This window comes from Dankookia sp. GCM10030260 (genome assembly GCF_042666655.1).
Classification (GTDB): domain Bacteria; phylum Pseudomonadota; class Alphaproteobacteria; order Acetobacterales; family Acetobacteraceae; genus Paracraurococcus.
Genome location: NZ_JBHTDE010000001.1, coordinates 504,826 through 521,940 on the forward strand (window position 1 = coordinate 504,826; position 17,115 = coordinate 521,940).

Genomic DNA, 17,115 nt, shown 5'->3' on the forward strand with positions numbered 1-17,115 from the left:
CCTAGAACCGCGGCCTGGATGCCGGAGAGCCCGCTTATGTCCGACCGCATAGACCCCGTCATCGGCCTGATCGGCGGCTCCGGCCTCTATGACATCGACGGGCTCGAGGACCGCGAATGGCGGAAGGTGGAGACGCCCTGGGGCGAGCCTTCCGACCTGCTGCTGTTCGGCCGGCTGGCAGGCGTCCGCTGCGTCTTCCTGCCGCGCCATGGCCGCGGCCACCCGACGCCACCCTCCGACCTCAACTACCGCGCCAATATCGACGCGCTGAAGCGGTCGGGCGTGACCGACGTCATCTCGCTCTCGGCGGTGGGCTCGCTGCGGGAGGACCTGCCACCGGGGCATTTCGTCATCGTCGACCAGTTCATCGACCGCAGCTTCGCCCGGGTGAAGAGCTTCTTCGGCCAGGGCTGCGTGGCGCATGTCTCGGTGGCGCACCCGGTCTGCCCGCGGATCGGCGACGCGGTCGAGGCCGCGGCGCGCGGCCTGGCGCTGCCGGTGACCCGCGGCGGCACCTACCTGGTGATGGAGGGGCCGCAATTCTCCACCAAGGCCGAGAGCGAGCTGTACCGGTCCTGGGGCTGCAGCGTCATCGGCATGACCAACATGCCGGAGGCCAAGCTCGCCCGCGAGGCCGAGCTTTGCTACGCGACGGTCGCCATGGTGACGGATTTCGACTGCTGGCACCCCGACCACGGCCATGTCACGGTGGACCAGGTGGTGAAGGTGCTGTTCGACAACGCCGACAAGGCGAAGGCCCTGGTGAAGGCGGTGGTCCCGGTGCTGGGCGCCCCGCGCGGCCTCTGCCCGGCGGGCTGCGACCGCGCGCTCGACCACGCCATCATCACCGCGCCCGAGAAGCGCGACCCGGCGCTGCTGGCCAAGCTGGATGCGGTGGCCGGGCGGTTGCTGGGCTGAGCCGGCGCGGGGGGAAGGGCGCCCTTTCCCCCCCCCTTAGCGCAGGACGATCTCGACCCGGCGGTTCTGCGGCTCCCGCACCCCGTCGGCGGTGGGGACCAGCGGCTTGGTCTCGCCGAAGGCGGTGACGGTGATCTCGTCCTTCGCCACGCCCTGCTTGACCAGCTCGCTCGCCACCACGTCGGCGCGGCGCTGCGACAGGCGCTGGTTGTATTGCGGCGTGCCGGAGCGGTCGGCATGGCCGGCGACCTCGATCCGCGTGGTCTGCACCTTTCGGGCGGCGCCGGCGGCGTCGGCGATGATCTGCCGGGCGCGGTCGGTCAGGTCGGCGCGGTCCCAGTCGAAGAAGACCAGGTAGGTGCGCGCCACTTCGGGCGCCGCCACCGGGGCCGGGGCAGGGACGGCCGCCACCGGCGGCGGGTTGAAGGCGTAGCGCAGGCCGAGCAGGACCGAGTGGTTGTAATTGGTCGGCTCGAAGCTGCCGGGCACGCCCGGGACGGCCGGGCCGGAGGTGCGGGCGATGTTGAATTTCGGCTCCAGCGTGCCGAGGAACCGGTATTCCGCCGTCACCGACAGGCCCGGCGCCAGGTTGCCCAGGCCGAAGGCCGAGCCGAGTATGGCCTGGTAGGCGAATTGCGGATCGGTGTCCTCTATCCGGTAGCTGCTGCCGCCGGTGGCGAAGCGGGCCTTGCGGATCTCGTTCCAGACATAGCCGCCGCCGATGCCGAGATAGGGCTGGTAGGTCGAGGGCGCGATGCCGAAATTCGACAGGTCGAAGTCGAACAGCAGGTTCGCCATCGCCCCGTACTTGTCGTAGGTGCCCGAACTGCCGAGGCGCGTGCCGTTCAGCGAGAGCCGGTCGACCTCGTCGGTGCGGTAGTTGCCTTCGACCTCCGCCCGCCAGCCATTGCCGAAGCCCCAGCCGAGCGAGAGCACGCCGGCGAAGCCGGGGTCGCGGGTGCTGAGACGGACGCCCTGATCATTCAGGTCGGGGACGAAATTGAGGCCGGCACCGGCCCCGAGATAGAGCCCTTCGACCGGCTGCGCCCCGGCGGCGAACGGCGCCGCGAGCAGGGTGGCGGCCAGGAGAAGGCGGCGGAACGACATCGGATGCTCCAGGGCTGGCAGCGCCGGGAGAGGGCTGCCCAGAGAGGGTGTAAAGACCATAGCTTTCCGCTTGGCCAGCATGGAAACGCAAAACCTTTCGCGGCTGCGAAGCGCGCATGCCTGTGTTCATCCGGCCAGGAAATTCGCCAATGCCGCTATGTCCCGGGCGGCCGGGCAGCCCGGATGGCGGGTCAGCAGCGGCGCCTGGTGGCGAATCGAGTCGGCCACCCGCGCATCGCGCGCGACGATCCCGGCCAGGCCCACGCCAGCGCCGAGGAAACGGTTGCAGGCCCGGTCCAGCGTCCGCCAGGTGCGCTCGCCGCCCGTCCGGTCCGCGGCCTGGTTGACCACGACCCGCGCCGCGGCACCCGGCCGGTCGCGCCGATGCAGCTTGAGCACGGCATAGGCGTCGGTCAGGCTGGTCGGCTCCTCGGTCGCCACCACCAGCAGCAGGTCGGCCGCCGCCGCCAGCCGGCGCACCGCGGCATCCAGCCCGGCGCCGAGGTCGAGCAGCACGGTGTCGAATTCGGCCGTCGCGTCGCGCAGCGCCGCCACCAGCCGGCCGACCGCCGCGGCATCCAGCCCGGCGAGCGCGCCGGACCCGGAGCGGCCGGGCAGGATGGCGAAGCCTGCCGCGTGCCATGTTGCAGCGGCAGCGGCGCTCAACCGGCCCGCGAGCACGTCTGCGACATCATGCTGCGGGTCGAGGCCCAGCTGCACGTCGACATTGGCCAGGCCGAGATCGGCGTCGGCCAGCAGCACCCGCTGCCCGGCCTGGGCCAGGGCCTGGGCGAGGCCGATCGCCAGCACCGTCTTGCCGACGCCGCCCTTGCCGGAGGCGACGGCGAGCAGTCTTCCCTTGTGCGTGCCGGTCATGCCTCCCCCCTCAGCCGTGCCGCCAGCCAGGCGGGATCGATCGGTGCCAGGTCGCCGGACGGGTCCTGGCCCAGCCCGGCTTCCGTCAGCGCCAGCCCGGCCGCGGCGGCGGCCAGCACCCCGCCCAGCCGCCGCGCCGCATCCAGCCGGGTCGGCAGCAGGTGGCGCGCGCCGAGCGCCCGGAAGGCCTGCGCGGTCTCCGCCGCCTCGGCCGGGTCGAGCCCGGCCGGCAGCACCAGCAGCAGCGTCGCCCCCGCCGCCCGGGCGAGGGCGAGCAGCGCCGCGGCCTGGGATGCATCGAAGGGGTCGCAGCCAGCGCTGTCGATCAGCACCGGCTGGCCGGCCGCCCGCCGCGCCACCGCCTTGGCCAGCGCGGCCGGTTGCGGCGCGACGGTCAGGCCCAGCCCGAGCAGCCGGGTGAAGGCGGCCAGTTGCTCCGCCGCCCCGGCCTTCTCGCCATCCGTCGTCACCACGAGCGGCACGCCGCCGGCCAGCACCGCCCGCGTCGCCATCTTCGCGCAGGACAGCGTCTTGCCGGCGCCGGGCGGGCCGACCAGCAGCAGCGGCGCGGCCGTCGCATCCGGCAGCGGCGCGAAGCCGAGCGCCGTGGCCAGCGCCCGGTCGAGCGGCCCGCAGGCGAGCTGCGCGGCGAGTGCGGCCGGCAGGCTGTGCCGCGCCAGCGGCCCGGCCCCCGCGGATGCGGGCGGTGCCGGCCCGGCCGGCGCGGGCTCGGGCGCCGCGGCCGGGATCAGCCAGGGTTCCGCCTCGGCCCTCGCGTCGAGCGCCGCGGTCACCTCCACCCCGCCATGGACCCGCCGCGTCGCCAGGATCACCGCGTCGTCGCCCAGCGCGGCGCGGACCTGGGCCATGGCCTCCGCCATCCGGGGCGCGCGGAACAGCCGGAGCCGCATGCGCTAGACCTGGCCCAGGGTGCGGATGCGGGCGCGCGGGTGGATCTCCGCCTGGCTCAGCACCATGGTCGCCGGGCGGAAGCGCTCGACGATCGCCCGGACATGGGCGCGGATGCCGCCCGAGCAGACCAGCACCGGCGCTTCTCCGGCATTGGCCGCGGCGTCGAAGGCCTCGCGCAACCGCTGCATGAACTCCTGCAGCCGGGACGGCGCCATCGCCAGCTGGCGGTCCTCCGGCGGGCCGGCCAGGCTTTCGGCGAAGGCCAGTTCCCAGTCGGCGGACAGCGAGATCAGCGGGACGTAGCCGCCCGCGCCCCGCGCCGCTTCGGAAAGCTGCCGCGACAGCCGCGCCCGCACCACGCCGAGGATGCCGCCGATGCCGCGGCTGCCCGCCGCGACGGCTTCCTGCACGCCTTCCAGGATGGTCGGCAGGTCGCGGATCGAGACCCGTTCGGCCAGCAGCGCCTGCAGGATGCGCTGCAACCCGCCGGTGCCGATCTGGGACGGGATGACGTCGGCGACCAGCTTGCGGTGCTCGGCCGGCAATTCGTCGAGCAGCTTCTGTGTCTCCGCGAAGGAGAGCAGCTCGGGCATGGTGTCGCGCACCGTCTCGGTCAGGTGGGTCGCCAGCACGCCGGCGCAATCCACCACGGTGCAGCCGCGCGCCAGGGCCTCGTCGCGCAGGCCCTCGTCGATCCAGAGCGCGGGCAGGCCGAAGCTGGGCTCGGTCGTGCGCTCCCCCGCCATGGCCGGGACCTGGCCGGAGGGATCGATCGCCAATTGCAGGGGCGGGCGGAGCTGGCCGCGGCCGGCCTCGATCTCCTTCACCCGCAGGATGTAGGTGTCGGGCGGCAATTCCAGGTTGTCCTGGATGCGGACGCTGGGCAGCACGAAGCCCATCTCCTGCGCCATGGACCGGCGCAGCGCCTTGATCTGCTCGGTCAGCCGCGGCGCCTCCCCGGCCGCCAGCGACAGCAGGCCGTAGCCCAGCTCCAGCCGCAGCAGGTCGAGCCGCAGCGCATCCGCCACCGGGGGCTCGGCCGCATCCGCCGGGGCGGCGGCGGGCGCGGCCTCGGCGACCTGCTGCGCCTCGCGCCGGGTCCAGGCCACGGCGCCGGCGGCGGCGGCGAGCGCCAGGAAGGGGATCAGCGGCATCCCCGGCAGCAGCGCCATCACCGCCGCGGCGCCGCCGGCCAGCGCCATCGGCTTCCAGCCCTGGCCGAGCTGGCGGCCCATCACCTGGTCGGCGCGTTCCTCCCCGCCGCCCTTGGTCACGACGATGCCGGCGGCGACCGAGACCAGCAGCGCCGGGATCTGGCTGACCAGCCCGTCGCCCACCGTCAGCATCGAGAAGGTGGTCGCGGCTTCCCCGACCGGCAGCCCGTGCCGCAGCACGCCGATCGCCAGCCCGCCGATCAGGTTGATGGCGGTGACGACCAGCCCGGCGATCGCATCGCCGCGGACGAATTTGGCGGCGCCGTCCATGGCGCCGTGGAAGGCGCTTTCCTCTTCCAGCTCGCGGCGGCGGCGGCGGGCCTCCTTCTCCTCGATCAGGCCCGAGGACAGGTCGGCGTCGATCGCCATCTGCTTGCCGGGCATGGCGTCCAGGCTGAACCGCGCCGCGACCTCGGCGATGCGGCCCGAGCCTTTCGTCACCACCATGAAATTCACCACCAGCAGGATGGCGAAGACGATCAGGCCGACCATGACGTCGCCGCCCATCAGGAAGCCGCCGAAGGCGGCGACCACCTGGCCGGCCGCCTGCGGCCCTTCGTGCCCATGCGTCAGGATGGTGCGGGTGGTGGCGACGTTCAGCGCCAGGCGCAGCAGGGTGGACAGCAGCAGGATCTGCGGGAAGGCGGTGAAGTCGAGCGGCCGCACCAGGAACAGCGCCACCATCAGGATCAGCACCGACAGGGTGATGGACACCGCGAGCGCCGCGTCCAGCAGCAGCACCGGCAGCGGCACCACCAGCACCGCCAGCAGCAGGGCGACGCCGAGGGCGAGCGCCACGTCGCCGCCGATCCGGATGTCCCGCAGCCATCCTGGCAGCGCGATGCGTCCCATCCGCTAGCGGCCCAGCCCCAGGCCCGGCAGCAACCCGGTGCCCGGCGCCACCGGCACCGGCGCCCCTTGTGCGCGGTATTCGTGCAGCTTGTTGCGCAGCGTCCGGATCGAGATGCCGAGGATCTCGGCCGCGCGCGTCCGGTTGCCGAGGCAATGGGTCAGCGTCTCGATGATCAGGTCGCGCTCCACCTCCTCCATCCGCCGGCCGACCAGGGCGGAGACGGGCGCGGGGGCAGGGGCCGCCGGCGTGGCGGTCGGCACCGCGGTGATGGCGGGCGCGGCCCGCAGCGGCGTCAGCTCGATCGCCTCCGGGCCGATCCAGCCGCCCTCGGCCAGCAGCACGGCGCGGTGCAGGGTGTTCTCCAGCTCCCGCACGTTGCCGGGCCAGGGATGCGCCAGCAGCAGCGCCTCGGCGGCCGGCGAGACGGCGCGCTGCGGCAGCCCGTTGGCGGCGGCGAAGCGGCGGGCGAAATGGGCCGCCAGCGCCGCAACGTCGCCCGGGCGTTCGCGCAAGGGGGGGATGTGCAGCGCGACGACGTTGAGCCGGAACCAGAGGTCCTCGCGGAACCGCCCGGCCCGCACCTCGGCGCCGAGGTCGCGGTTGGTCGCCGCCAGCAGCCTGACATCGACCTTGACCGGCGCGGTGCCGCCGAGCTTGTCGACCTCCCGCTCCTGGATCACCCGCAGCAGCTTGGCCTGCAGCCGCGCATCCATCTCGCCGATCTCGTCGAGCAGGAGCGTGCCGCCGTCGGCCTGCTCGAACTTGCCCTTGCGGGCGGCGATGGCGCCGCTGAAGGCGCCCTTCTCATGGCCGAACAGCTCGCTCTCCAGCAGCGTCTCGGGCAGGGCGGCGCAGTTCAGCGCGACGAAGGGGCCGCGGCTGCGCCGGCTGTGGGCGTGCAGGAAGCGGGCGAGGACCTCCTTGCCGGTGCCGCTCTCGCCGGTCACCAGCACGCTGGCCTCGGCGCGGGCCAGCGCCTCGGCCCGCGCCAGCAGGGTGGCCATGGCGGGATCGCGCCAGACCGGGCCCTCGGCCTCGCCGGCCACCGCCTGCAGCATGGCGGCGATCAGCTCGGCGTCCGGCGGCAGGGGCAGGAATTCCTTCGCCCCGGCCTGGATGGCGCGGACCGCCGCGGCGGCATCGGCGTTGCGGCCGCAGGCGATCACCGGGCAGGCGATGCGCTCGGCGGCCAGGCGCTCGATCAGCCAGCCGATGTCGTGCGCCAGGTCGCAGAGCACCAGGTCGGCGCCCTCGGTCCGCAGCCGCACCAGCGCCGCCGCCGGCCCGTCCGCCTGCGCCACCCGGGCGCCGCGGGCGGCGGCGATGCGCGCCGCCTGGCCGAGCTCGGCATCCAGCGCGCCGATGATCAGGACCCGGGTCATCCTTTGCTCGCCTCGATCGCCGGCGCCGCCTGCGGCGTCTGTTCCACGGGGCTGCATGGGAACCGCATCGCCGTCACCCCAGCCGGTCGGTCTTGACGATCTCGGTCATCGTCACGCCGAGCCGGTTGTCGTCCACCATCACCACCTCGCCGCGCGCGACCAGGCGGTTGTTGACGTAGATGTCCACCGCCTCGCCCAGCTTGCGGTCGAGCTCGACCACCGCGCCGCGGCCGAGCTTGAGCAGCTGCGAGACCTGCATCGTCGCCCGCCCCAGCACCGCGCTGACCTGCACGGGGATGTCGTAGACGGCCTCGAGGTCGCGCGCCGCCGGCCCGCTGGCGGCGCGCGTGGCGGCCGCTTCCGCGGCCGTCACGCTCTCGAAGGGGCCCGGGTCCGCCATGCGTCATTGCTCCTGAAGGTCGAAGGCCTGCAGCACGGCGGCGATCGCCTGCCGCCGCGCGGCGAGCGAGAGGGTGGCGCCGCCGCCGCGCCATTGCGCCGCCGCGTCGCCGGGCGGCAGCGCGGGATCCTCCGCGATGGTCAGCGCCGTCGCGCCGATGCGGGCGGCCGCCGCGGCGGCGGCGCCGGGTGCCACGCGCAGGGTCACCGCCACGCCGTCTTCCAGCAGCGGCCGCAGTTCCGCGGCCAGCCGCGCCGCGGCCTCCGGCGCCAGCCGTGCCGCGGCGTCCGGCAAAGCGGCGTCGAGGCTGGCCAGCAGCAGCCTCGCCAGCGCCTCGGCCGCCTCGGCCGCGGCATCGCCGGCCCGCGTCGCGGCCGCCGTCATCGCCGCGGCGATGCGCGCCAGCGCCTCCGCCTCGCGCGCCGCCAGGCCGGCGGCGGCCGCTTCGCGCGCCGTCGCCTCGCCCTCGGCGAAGCCGGCCTCCCGCGCCGCGGCGAGCCGGGCCTGCAATTCGGCCGCGGCGCATGCCGCCGCATCCGGTTCGGGCGGCGGCGGCGGCGCGTCGAAATCCGGCACGTCGAAGGCGATGACCCGCATCAGGGCGTGCCCGGCAGGGCGGGCCAGCGGCAGCACCGGCTCGAAGCCCGGCGACGGCGGGCGGTCCTGCGCCGGGAGGAAGGCCGTGGTCACGGGACCATCTCCTCCTCACGCCCGTCCTGCAGCTGGATCTGGCCCTGCGCCGCCATGTCCTTGGCCTGCAGCACGATGGCGGCCTGCGCCTCGTCCACGTCGCGCAGCCGCACCGGGCCGAGGCCCGCGATGTCGTCGCGCAGCAGCTTCGCCGCACGCTCGGTCAGGTTCTTCATGAACATCTCGCGCAGCTGTTCCGAGGCGCCCTTCAGCGCGAGCGCGAGCTTGTCCTTCTCGACCGCGCGCAGCAGCGCCTGCAGCCCGGCGCTGTCGACCCGCTGCAGGTCCTCGAAGGTGAACATCAGGCCGCGGATGCGCTCGGCGGAATCGCGGTTGCGCTCCTCCAGCGCCGAGAGGATGCGGCCTTCGGCCTGGCGGTCGAGGTTGTTGAAGATCTCGGCCATCATCTCGTGCGCGTCGCGCCGCTGCGAGCGCGCCAGGTTCGACATGAATTCGGCCTTCAGGGTGCGCTCGACGCCGTCGAGGGCCTCCTTCTGGATGGTCTCCATGCGCAGCATGCGCATCACGACCTCCATGGCGAAGCCTTCCGGCAGCAGCGAGAGCACGCGGGCGGCGTGGTCGGGGCGGACCTTGGTCAGCACCACGGCGACGGTCTGCGGGTATTCGTTCTTCAGGTAGTTGGCGAGCACCGCCTCGTTCACGTTGCCCAGCTTGTCCCACATGGTCCGCCCCGCCGGGCCGCGGATCTCCTCCATGATCTGGGAGACGCGCTCGCGCGACATGGTCTTCGACAGCAGGCGTTCCGTGCTTTCATACGTGCCGACCAGGTTGCCGGTCTGGCCGAGCTGGTCGCCGAACTCCTTGCACAGCTCCTCGATCACCGGGGCAGGCACGGCGCCGAGCGAGGCCATGGCGGCGGAGAGGTCGCGGATCTCGTCCTCATGCATGCGGGAGAACAGCGTCGCCGCATGCTCCTCCCCCATCGCCAGCATCAGCGCCGCGGCCTTCTGCGGCCCGCTCATGCCCCGCGTGCCGCTCACAGCCTGTCCTCCGGGTCGAGCCAGCGGCGCAGCACGGCCAGGCTCTCATCCGGGTGGCGCTGCACCATCTGCGACAGGGCATTGAGCGAGGAGGCGCGCATCTGGCCCTGCACATGCGCCAGGCTGACCATGCTTTCCTCGGCGCCCGGCAGCGCCGCCGGGTCGGCGCCGGGCGGCAGGGCGCCGCCGCCGCCCGCGGCCGTGCCGGCGGCCAGCGCCGCCACCTCCTCCGGCCCGCCGGGCAGGGTGCCGCCGCCGGCCAGCGCCCCGGCCGGGCCGGCGAGCGCCGCCACCGGCGCCAGGCTGGCGGCGATCCGGCCGACCATGGGCCGGCCGACCAGCAGGATGCCGGCCAGCGCCACCAGGGCCAGCAGGGCGCTCTCGGCCAGCCGGGTGGCCAGCGCCGGCGAGATCGGCAGGCCGAGGAAGCCCGGCGCCGCGTCGACCGGCAGCGTTTCCTCGACGAAGCGCATGGAGACGACCTCGATCTTGTCGCCGCGCTTGTCGTCGAAGCCGACGGCGCTGCGCACCAGGGCGGCGATGCGGGCCAGCTCCTCCGGGCTGCGTTCGCGCCAGCGCGGCGGCTCGCCCTCGGTCACCCCGTCCACCAGCACCGCGACCGAGAGGCGCTTGACCACCGGGTGTTCACGCAGCGTGTTCCGGGTGGAGCGGCCGATCTCGTAGTTCGTCGTCTCCTCCTGCCGGTTCTCCGAGGTGCCGGTGCCGCCGGGCGGCGGTTCGGCGCCCGGCAGGTTGCCGGCGACGGAGGTGGGGGCCGGCTCGGCGCCGCGGTTCTGTTCGGTGGTGCTCTGCTGGCTGCGGGCCACCTGGTTGTCAGGGTCGAAGCGTTCCTCGCGGGTCTCGATGCGGTCGAAGTCCATCTCCAGCGTCGCCTCCGCCCGCACCCGGCCGGGGCCGAGGCTGCGTTCGAGCAATTCCTCGACCGCCCGGCCGAGCCGGAGCTCCTGCGCCCGGCGGGTCTCCTCCTGGCTCTGCGCCATGCCGGGGCCGGCGAGCGCCTGGCCGCCGCGGGCCAGCAGGGCGCCGCGGCTGTCGACCACCGAGATGCCCTGCGGCTTGAGGCCGGGCACCGCGGTGGCGACCAGGTGCAGCACCGCCTGCACGCCTTCGCGGTCCAGCCGCTGGGCGCCCTGCATGGCCAGGACCACGCTGGCCTGGGCTTCGCCGCGTTCGCGCGAGAAGGCCTCGCGCCGCGGCAGCACCAGGTGGACCCGGGCGGCGCGGACGCCGGCCAGGCCGCGGATGGTGCGGGCCAGCTCGCCTTCCAGCGCCCGGAGCCGGTTCACGTCCTGTTGAAAGGGCGTGGTGGTGAGGCTTTCGCCGCGATCGAAGATCTCCCATCCCACCCCGCCGCCGGCGGGCAGGCCTTCCTTGGCCAGCAGCAGCCGCAGCCGGGGGGCCTGGTCGGCCGGGGCCAGCACCTGGGTGCCGCCGCCGGCGATGCGGTAGGGGATGCGCTGGCGTTCGAGCGAGGCGACGACGGCGGCGGCGTCGCGCGGTTCCAGTTCGCCGAACAGCGGCGCCATCGGCGGGTCTCCGGCCCGCAGGGCCAGGGCCGCCAGCAGGCCGAGCAGCGCCAGGCCCACCGCGCCCAGGGCGAGCAACCGCTGCGTCCCCAGCGCCTTCAGCCCGGCGAGAACCCCGCCCATCCATCCCCCTTCTGTCGCCCGCGGCGTCGCGTGCGGGCCCATCGCCACGGCGTCCCGCCGGTGGGATCGCCCTGCGGCCGGACGTCGCCGGCAGGCAGGAATTGCCGGATCGGGGTTGCAAAGCGGTTAAGCCGCCCGCCCGGCGGGACACAGCTTTGCTTGAGGCGCGATTTACACGGTTTCGTCAGCTTGATATTTCCGCCGTCCCGTGCGGAAAGCGGTGCATCGGCGGCGCTCGGGTCGCGTGGAAAAGGGGTCCGGCCGGTCATGAAGATCGTCGCCTGCAACAGCAATCGTCCGCTTGCGGACGCGGTGGCCGCAGCACTCGGCCTGCCGCTGACCAGCGCCTCCATCCGGCGCTTCGCCGACATGGAGGTCTTCGTCGAGATCAACGAGAACGTCCGTGGCGAGGACGTCTTCGTGGTGCAGAGCACGTCCTACCCGGCGAACGACAACCTGATGGAGCTGCTGATCACGCTGGATGCGCTGAAGCGCGCCTCCGCCCGGCGGGTCACCGCGGTGATCCCCTATTTCGGCTATGCCAGGCAGGACCGGAAAAGCGGCAGCCGCACGCCGATCTCGGCCAAGCTGGTGGCCAACCTGATCACCGCCGCCGGCGCCCACCGGGTGCTGACGATGGATCTGCACGCGGCGCAGATCCAGGGCTTCTTCGACATCCCAGTCGACAACCTGTTCTCAGCGCCGCTGTTCTCGCGCGACATTGCCGAACGCTACAAGGGCCGCGACCTGATGGTCGTCTCTCCCGATGTCGGCGGCGTGGTGCGGGCGCGTGCCCTGGCGTCGCGCCTGCACACCGAGCTGGCGATCATCGACAAGCGCCGCCCGCGCGCCGGCGTCTCCGAGGTCATGAACGTGATCGGCGAGGTCGAGGGCCGGCACTGCATCCTGGTCGACGACATCGTCGATTCCGGCGGCACGCTGGTCAACGCCGCCGAGGCGCTGATCAAGGGCGGCGCGGCGGGCGTCTCGGTCTATGTCACGCACGGCGTCTTCTCCGGCGGCGCGGTGGCGCGCGTCGGGGCTTCCCCGATCGAGAACATGACGGTGACCGACAGCATCATGGCGACCGAGGCGGTCCGCATCTCGGCCAATATCCGCCAGGCGACGATCGCCCCGCTGCTGGCCGAGGCGATGCGGCGGATCTCGGACGAAAGTTCGGTCTCCTCGCTGTTCAACTGACCGGCGCGGCGTCCGCGCCGGACGCTGGCGGCGGCATCGGGTGCGGTTCCGGCGGCCGTCCTTGCGGCATCGAACGGGCAGGTGACGGCCGGGCGGGGACATCGGACCCTTGGGCCGGCCTTGCCGCGGCGGGGAATCCGGCACAGCCCGGGCTTCCTGCATGCGCGGCATGGCTGGCCGGCCGAGGCATCGCCGCAACGAAACCGGTCCTGAACCACAAGCTGGCGGCAGGATCCCCGTGCCGAGCTGCGCTGGACAGACTCGCGATAAGTTGTTTTGATGCGTATGTGGTGCCGGCGGTCCTTGTACCACCAGGCCGAAGACACCCACGGGGCCTTCCGGAGGGAACCAACAGCCTCCCGAAGACCGCCGGCGCCACACAGCCATCCCGGCCGGCCCGACCAGTCCTGATCGTGCCGGACGGAATACGTTCTTGGCTTGGTGCGGCGTTGCAGGTGCCATGTGCGCCGGCGGCACCGCGGCGACCTGCCGCACGCCGCGGCGCGCTTCGGACGGACCCCGCAGCCCGCCGCCCCGGCCCGACGCCACCGGGCCGGGCCGCGGCGTTTTCCCCCTTGCCGGACCCCGCCCGCTCCGCAAGGCTCCGCGGCATCCGCGAACCTTTGGGAGGATGTTGCATGAAGCTGTTCTACGCCCCCGGCGCCTGCTCGATCGGCATCCACGTGCTGCTGGAGGAGATCGGCAAGCCCTATGACGCCGAGGCGGTGAACCTGCGGGAAGGCGCCCAGTTCAAGCCCGACTTCACCGCGGTGAACCCGAAGTCGAAGGTCCCGACCCTGCAGCGCGACGATGGCGCGGTGCTGACCGAATACCCCGCCATCGCGGTCTGGCTGGCCAGCACCTTCCCCGAGGCCAAGCTGCTGCCGAAGGATGCCGACAGCCTGGCCCGCGCCCTGGAATACACCGACTTCGCCGTCGCCACGCTGCACATGCAGGGCTTCTCCCGCATGTTCCGCCCGTCCAACTACGCCCCGACCGAATCCGACCACGAGGCGGTGAAGGCCAAGGGCGAGGAGATCTTCGCCAAGGGGCTCGGCATCTTCGACAAGGCGCTGGAGGGCAAGGACTGGCTGGTCGGCGACTTCTCCTTCGCCGACAGCGCGCTGTTCTACGTGTGCTTCTGGTGGGCCGGCCGGCTGGGCAAGACCCTGCCGAAGAACGTCGCCGCCCACTATGCCCGGATGAACGCCCGGCCGGCGGTGCAGCGGGTGCTCAAGGCCGAAGGCCTGGCATAGGGGGACCGCGCCATGGCGGAGACGCTGAACCCGGTCCCCTTCTGGTTTCTCCGCCATGGCGAGACCGACTGGAACGCCGAGGGCCGGTCCCAGGGCCGGACCGACATCGCGCTGAATTCGGTGGGCTTGGCCCAGGCGCGGCGGGCGGCGAAGACGCTGGCGGGGATCGGCGGCATCGCCACCATCGTCGCTTCGCCGCTGGTCCGCGCCCGGGTGACGGCGGAGATCGCGGCCGAGGCGCTCGGCCTGCCGGTCGCCCTCGACGAGGGGCTGCAGGAGGTCAATTTCGGCGAGCAGGAAGGCCTGCCGATGGGCGACTGGTACGACGACTGGATCGCCGGCAGCTACACCCCGGCGGGGGCCGAGACCTTCGCCGCGCTGCTGACCCGGGCGGTGGCGGCGGTGAACCGGGCGACGGCACGGCCGGGCCCGGTGCTGGTCGTGGCCCACGGCGCGCTGTTCCGCGCGCTGCGGCTGGCCTTCGGGCATGAGCCGAACGTCCGCACGCCGAACGCGCTGCCGATCCATTGCGCGCCGCCTGCGGGCGGGGCGGTGTGGGAGGTGGTGCCGGCGAAGCTGGCGGCCGAGGAGTGAGGGTCGGGGAGGGCGCTACCCTCCCCGAACCCCACCCGCCTGGCCTGGATCGGTGTGTAGGTTGGCGGGCTGGATGGCATCGTTGCAATTGCGGGCGGGCGCGTGTATAGGAATGTTGTCAAAGGCACCGCCGCGTCCCGCGGTTGGGCGCGAAGCCGGACTTCAAATTCTCCTTTCTGAAATTCCTCAAGTCGATCGGCCGCAAAGCCGCGGGAAAGGCCGGCTTCGTCGAATCCGCCCAGCCGCGATTTGAGCCGATCTGAAGCGGATTGAGCGGAGTTTCAGGCTTTAGGCGGTTCACTCCCTAAGCCCCCACCCCGCCGCGCGGCCGGCGCCAACCCGGAGAAATGGAGGAAGGTCGGGGAGGATACCTCCTCCCCGACCTTCCTTACTGCCTCTCCGCCGCCGCCCGCATCGCCGCCCACAGCGCCGCCACATCCGCCCGTTCCGTCGCCTCCGCCCCCACCGAGACCCGCACCATCCACTGCCCGTCCAGCATGGCCGGCGTCAGGTAGGCCGTGCCCGAGCGGTTCAGCCTTTCCGCCCAGCCCTGGGTATGCGCATCCAGCGCGGCGCCGGTCAGCCCCGGCGGCTCGTGCCGGACGCAGAGCGTCTGCAGCGGCACCGGCGCCAGCACCCGCCAGCCCGGCGTGGCGGCGACCTGCGCCGCCAGCCAGCGCGCATTGTCGATGTCCCGCCGCAGCCGGGCCCGCAGCGCTTCCACGCCCTGCTCGCGGATCACGAACCACAGCTTCAGCGCGCGGAACCGCCGGCCCAGCGGGATGCCCCAGTCGCGCAGGGTCTTCACCTGGCCGTCGGCCGCGCTCTGCAGGTAGGACGGGTTGGTCGACATCACCCGCACCAGGTGCTGCGGGTCGCGCACGTAGTACAGCGACGCATCGAAGGGCACGCCGAGCCATTTGTGCGGGTTCAGCACCAGGCTGTCCGCCGCCTCGACGCCGTCCCACAGCCCGCGGCATTCCGGCAGGATCATCGCGCTGCCGGCCATGGCGGCGTCGACATGCAGCCAGATCCCGTGCCGCGCGGCGACGGCGGCCAGGGCACCGACCGGGTCGATGGCGGTGACCGCGGTGGTGCCCGTCGTGGCGACCACGGCAGAGGGGCGGCGGCCGGCGGCGAGGTCCTCGGCCACCATGGCGGCGAAGGCATCGGCGCGCATCGCATGGTGCTCGTCGCAGGGCACCAGCCGCAGGTGGTCGCGCCCGAAGCCGGCCAGCAGCGCCGCCTTCTCGACCGAGCTGTGGCTTTGCGCCGAGGCATAGACCAGCAGCGGCGCCTCGGCCTGCTGCATCCCGCCGCGCGCCATGGCGTAGCCGCTGGCGCGTTCGCGGGCACAGAGCAGCGCGACCAGGCTGGAGGTGGACGCCGTGTCCTGGATCACCCCGCTCCAGGCAGCCGAGAGCCCGACCATCTGGCGGACCCAGTCGGTCACCACCTCCTCCAGCTCGGTGATCGCCGGGCCGGACTGCCAGGACAGGCCGATGACGCCGAGCCCGGTGGAGACCAGGTCGCCCAGCACCCCGGCCAGCGGGGCATTGGCCGGGAAGTAGCCGAAGAAGCGCGGCGACTGCCAATGGGTGATCCCCGGCATGACCACGCGGTCGAGATCGGCGAGCACCGTCTCCATCGGCTCCGGCGCCTCGGGCGGCGTGGCGGGGAGCGCGGCGCGGACCTCGCCCGGGGCGACCTGGGCCATGACCGGGCGGTCGGCCAGGTGTTCGCGGTAGTCGGCGATCCAGTCGATCAGCCGATGGCCCTCGCGGCGGAATTCGTCCGGTGTCATGCGCGCCCCCTTCACCTTTGCCGGCCAGTCTTAGCCCGCTGCGACCCCTTTGCGACCCTGGCGTTCGGTGCCATGGAGCGCGCAAGTCCGAACCTCTCGCCGGGAGAAAACCAGATGCTCGACCGCCGCACCCTGCTGCTGGGTGCCACCACCCTGCCGCTCGCCGCGCCTGCCCTGGCGCAGTCCACCGATTGGCCGAACCGCCCGGTGCGGGTGGTCATCCCCTGGCCACCGGGCGGCTCGACCGACGTGCTGGCCCGCATCGTCTGCGAGCAGCTCACCCAGAAGCTCGGCCAGACCTTCGTGCTGGAGAACCGGCCCGGCGCGTCCGGCAACATCGGCATGGACGCGATCGCCAAGGCGGCGCCCGATGGCTACACCCAGGGGCCGGCGACCATCGCCAACCTGTCCATCGCGCAGTTCCTCTACGCCAAGCTGCCGTTCAATCCGGAGACCGACTTCTCGGTCATCTCGATGCACTGGGAGCTGCCGAACGTCGTGGTGGCGCCGGCGCATTACACCCCGCCGAACACGCTGCGCGAGTTCATCGACTGGGCGAAGTCGCGGCCGAAGGGCGTCAGCTTCGGCAGCCCCGGCGTCGGCACCACGGCGCACCTGTCGGGCAGCGGCTTCTGCGACCGGCTGAAGATCGACGGCCAGCACGTGCCCTTCCGCGGCGCGGCGCAGATCATCCCCGCCATGCTGTCGGGCGACCTGACCTTCGCCATCGACAACCTGGCCAGCTACCTGCCGGTGATCGCCGAAGGCCGGATGAAGGCCTATGCGGTGACCAGCCCGGAGCGTTGGCCGACGCTGCCGAACATCCCGACCATGGCGGAAGCCGGGGTGCCCGACTTCGTCATCACGTCGTGGTGCACCTGGGTCGGGCCGGCAGGCATGCCGCGGCCGATCATCGACAAGGTGAACGCGGCGCTGAAGGAGATCGCCGCCGACCCGGCGGTGCAGCAGCGCTTCCTGCAGACGGGGGCGAAATGCGTATGGTCGACGCCGGAGGATGCGGCGGCGCATGCCGCCAGGCAGCGGCCGATGCTGGCGGAGATGGTGAAGATCAGCGGCGCGCGGATGGAATAGGAAGCAAGGCCAGGGAGGAAGTATCCTCCCGTTGAACGCAGTGCGTCCAACCCTCCTCGATTTTTCCGGGTCGGCATACGCCGCGCGGCAGGTGCCAACCCACAGAAATAGATGAGGGGGCCTGGGGGAGAATACCTTCTCCCCCA

Annotated in this window: 15 protein-coding genes; 5 read left to right on the forward strand and 10 right to left on the reverse strand. The window is 72.9% G+C overall.

Going from position 1 to position 17,115, the window contains the following annotated elements:
- Positions 1-36: 36 nt before the first annotated feature.
- Positions 37-918: an S-methyl-5'-thioadenosine phosphorylase gene (locus ACFQS7_RS02500; protein ID WP_380065430.1), complete on the forward strand. Its 882-nt coding sequence runs from the start codon at positions 37-39 to the stop codon at positions 916-918.
- 36 nt (positions 919-954) lie between these two features.
- On the opposite strand, the gene ACFQS7_RS02505 is transcribed toward ACFQS7_RS02500, so the two are convergent.
- The 9 genes from ACFQS7_RS02505 to fliF form a co-directional block, all read right to left on the reverse strand.
- Entirely contained in the window at positions 955-2,025 is a 1,071-nt protein-coding gene (locus ACFQS7_RS02505; protein ID WP_380065431.1) for an OmpA family protein, read from the reverse strand.
- A 126-nt stretch (positions 2,026-2,151) separates the two neighbouring features.
- Positions 2,152-2,901 carry an AAA family ATPase gene (locus tag ACFQS7_RS02510; RefSeq protein ID WP_380065432.1) on the reverse strand — a complete coding sequence of 250 codons (750 nt, stop codon included), beginning with the start codon at positions 2,899-2,901 and terminating at the stop codon, positions 2,152-2,154.
- Entirely contained in the window at positions 2,898-3,812 is a 915-nt protein-coding gene (locus tag ACFQS7_RS02515) for a GTPase (protein ID WP_380065433.1), read from the reverse strand. The genes ACFQS7_RS02510 and ACFQS7_RS02515 overlap by 4 nt, the downstream gene beginning before the upstream one ends.
- A gap of 3 nt (positions 3,813-3,815) precedes the next feature.
- Positions 3,816-5,879, reverse strand: a complete 2,064-nt coding sequence (gene flhA, locus ACFQS7_RS02520; RefSeq protein ID WP_380065434.1) for a flagellar biosynthesis protein FlhA — start codon at positions 5,877-5,879, stop codon at positions 3,816-3,818.
- 3 nt (positions 5,880-5,882) lie between these two features.
- Positions 5,883-7,262: a sigma-54 interaction domain-containing protein gene (locus ACFQS7_RS02525; protein WP_380065435.1), complete on the reverse strand. Its 1,380-nt coding sequence runs from the start codon at positions 7,260-7,262 to the stop codon at positions 5,883-5,885.
- A 73-nt stretch (positions 7,263-7,335) separates the two neighbouring features.
- Positions 7,336-7,662 (reverse strand): flagellar motor switch protein FliN, encoded by a 327-nt coding sequence (gene fliN / locus ACFQS7_RS02530; RefSeq protein WP_380065436.1) that lies wholly within the window; start codon positions 7,660-7,662, stop codon positions 7,336-7,338.
- A 3-nt stretch (positions 7,663-7,665) separates the two neighbouring features.
- Complete coding sequence (locus ACFQS7_RS02535) at positions 7,666-8,352, reverse strand: hypothetical protein (protein ID WP_380065437.1); 687 nt, start codon at positions 8,350-8,352, stop codon at positions 7,666-7,668.
- Complete coding sequence (gene fliG, locus ACFQS7_RS02540) at positions 8,349-9,335, reverse strand: flagellar motor switch protein FliG (protein ID WP_380065438.1); 987 nt, start codon at positions 9,333-9,335, stop codon at positions 8,349-8,351. Before fliG ends, ACFQS7_RS02535 begins: the two co-directional genes overlap by 4 nt.
- A gap of 14 nt (positions 9,336-9,349) precedes the next feature.
- Positions 9,350-11,023 carry a flagellar basal-body MS-ring/collar protein FliF gene (gene fliF, locus ACFQS7_RS02545; RefSeq protein ID WP_380065439.1) on the reverse strand — a complete coding sequence of 558 codons (1,674 nt, stop codon included), beginning with the start codon at positions 11,021-11,023 and terminating at the stop codon, positions 9,350-9,352.
- 267 nt (positions 11,024-11,290) lie between these two features.
- Between fliF and ACFQS7_RS02550 the strand changes: the two genes are divergently transcribed.
- The 3 genes from ACFQS7_RS02550 to ACFQS7_RS02560 all read left to right on the forward strand — a co-directional run bounded on the left by ACFQS7_RS02550 (position 11,291) and on the right by ACFQS7_RS02560 (position 14,073).
- Positions 11,291-12,223 carry a ribose-phosphate pyrophosphokinase gene (locus ACFQS7_RS02550; protein ID WP_380065440.1) on the forward strand — a complete coding sequence of 311 codons (933 nt, stop codon included), beginning with the start codon at positions 11,291-11,293 and terminating at the stop codon, positions 12,221-12,223.
- A gap of 638 nt (positions 12,224-12,861) precedes the next feature.
- Complete coding sequence (locus ACFQS7_RS02555; RefSeq protein WP_380065441.1) at positions 12,862-13,479, forward strand: glutathione S-transferase family protein; 618 nt, start codon at positions 12,862-12,864, stop codon at positions 13,477-13,479.
- Between the two features lie 12 nt (positions 13,480-13,491).
- Positions 13,492-14,073, forward strand: a complete 582-nt coding sequence (locus tag ACFQS7_RS02560; protein ID WP_380065442.1) for a histidine phosphatase family protein — start codon at positions 13,492-13,494, stop codon at positions 14,071-14,073.
- A gap of 388 nt (positions 14,074-14,461) precedes the next feature.
- Here ACFQS7_RS02560 and ACFQS7_RS02565 read toward each other — a convergent pair whose 3' ends face one another.
- Positions 14,462-15,877 carry a pyridoxal phosphate-dependent decarboxylase family protein gene (locus ACFQS7_RS02565; protein ID WP_380065443.1) on the reverse strand — a complete coding sequence of 472 codons (1,416 nt, stop codon included), beginning with the start codon at positions 15,875-15,877 and terminating at the stop codon, positions 14,462-14,464.
- Positions 15,878-15,991: 114 nt separating this feature from the next.
- Here ACFQS7_RS02565 and ACFQS7_RS02570 point away from each other — a divergent pair, with 114 nt between their 5' ends.
- Positions 15,992-16,969, forward strand: a complete 978-nt coding sequence (locus ACFQS7_RS02570; protein WP_380065444.1) for a Bug family tripartite tricarboxylate transporter substrate binding protein — start codon at positions 15,992-15,994, stop codon at positions 16,967-16,969.
- The last annotated feature ends 146 nt before the right edge of the window (positions 16,970-17,115 follow it).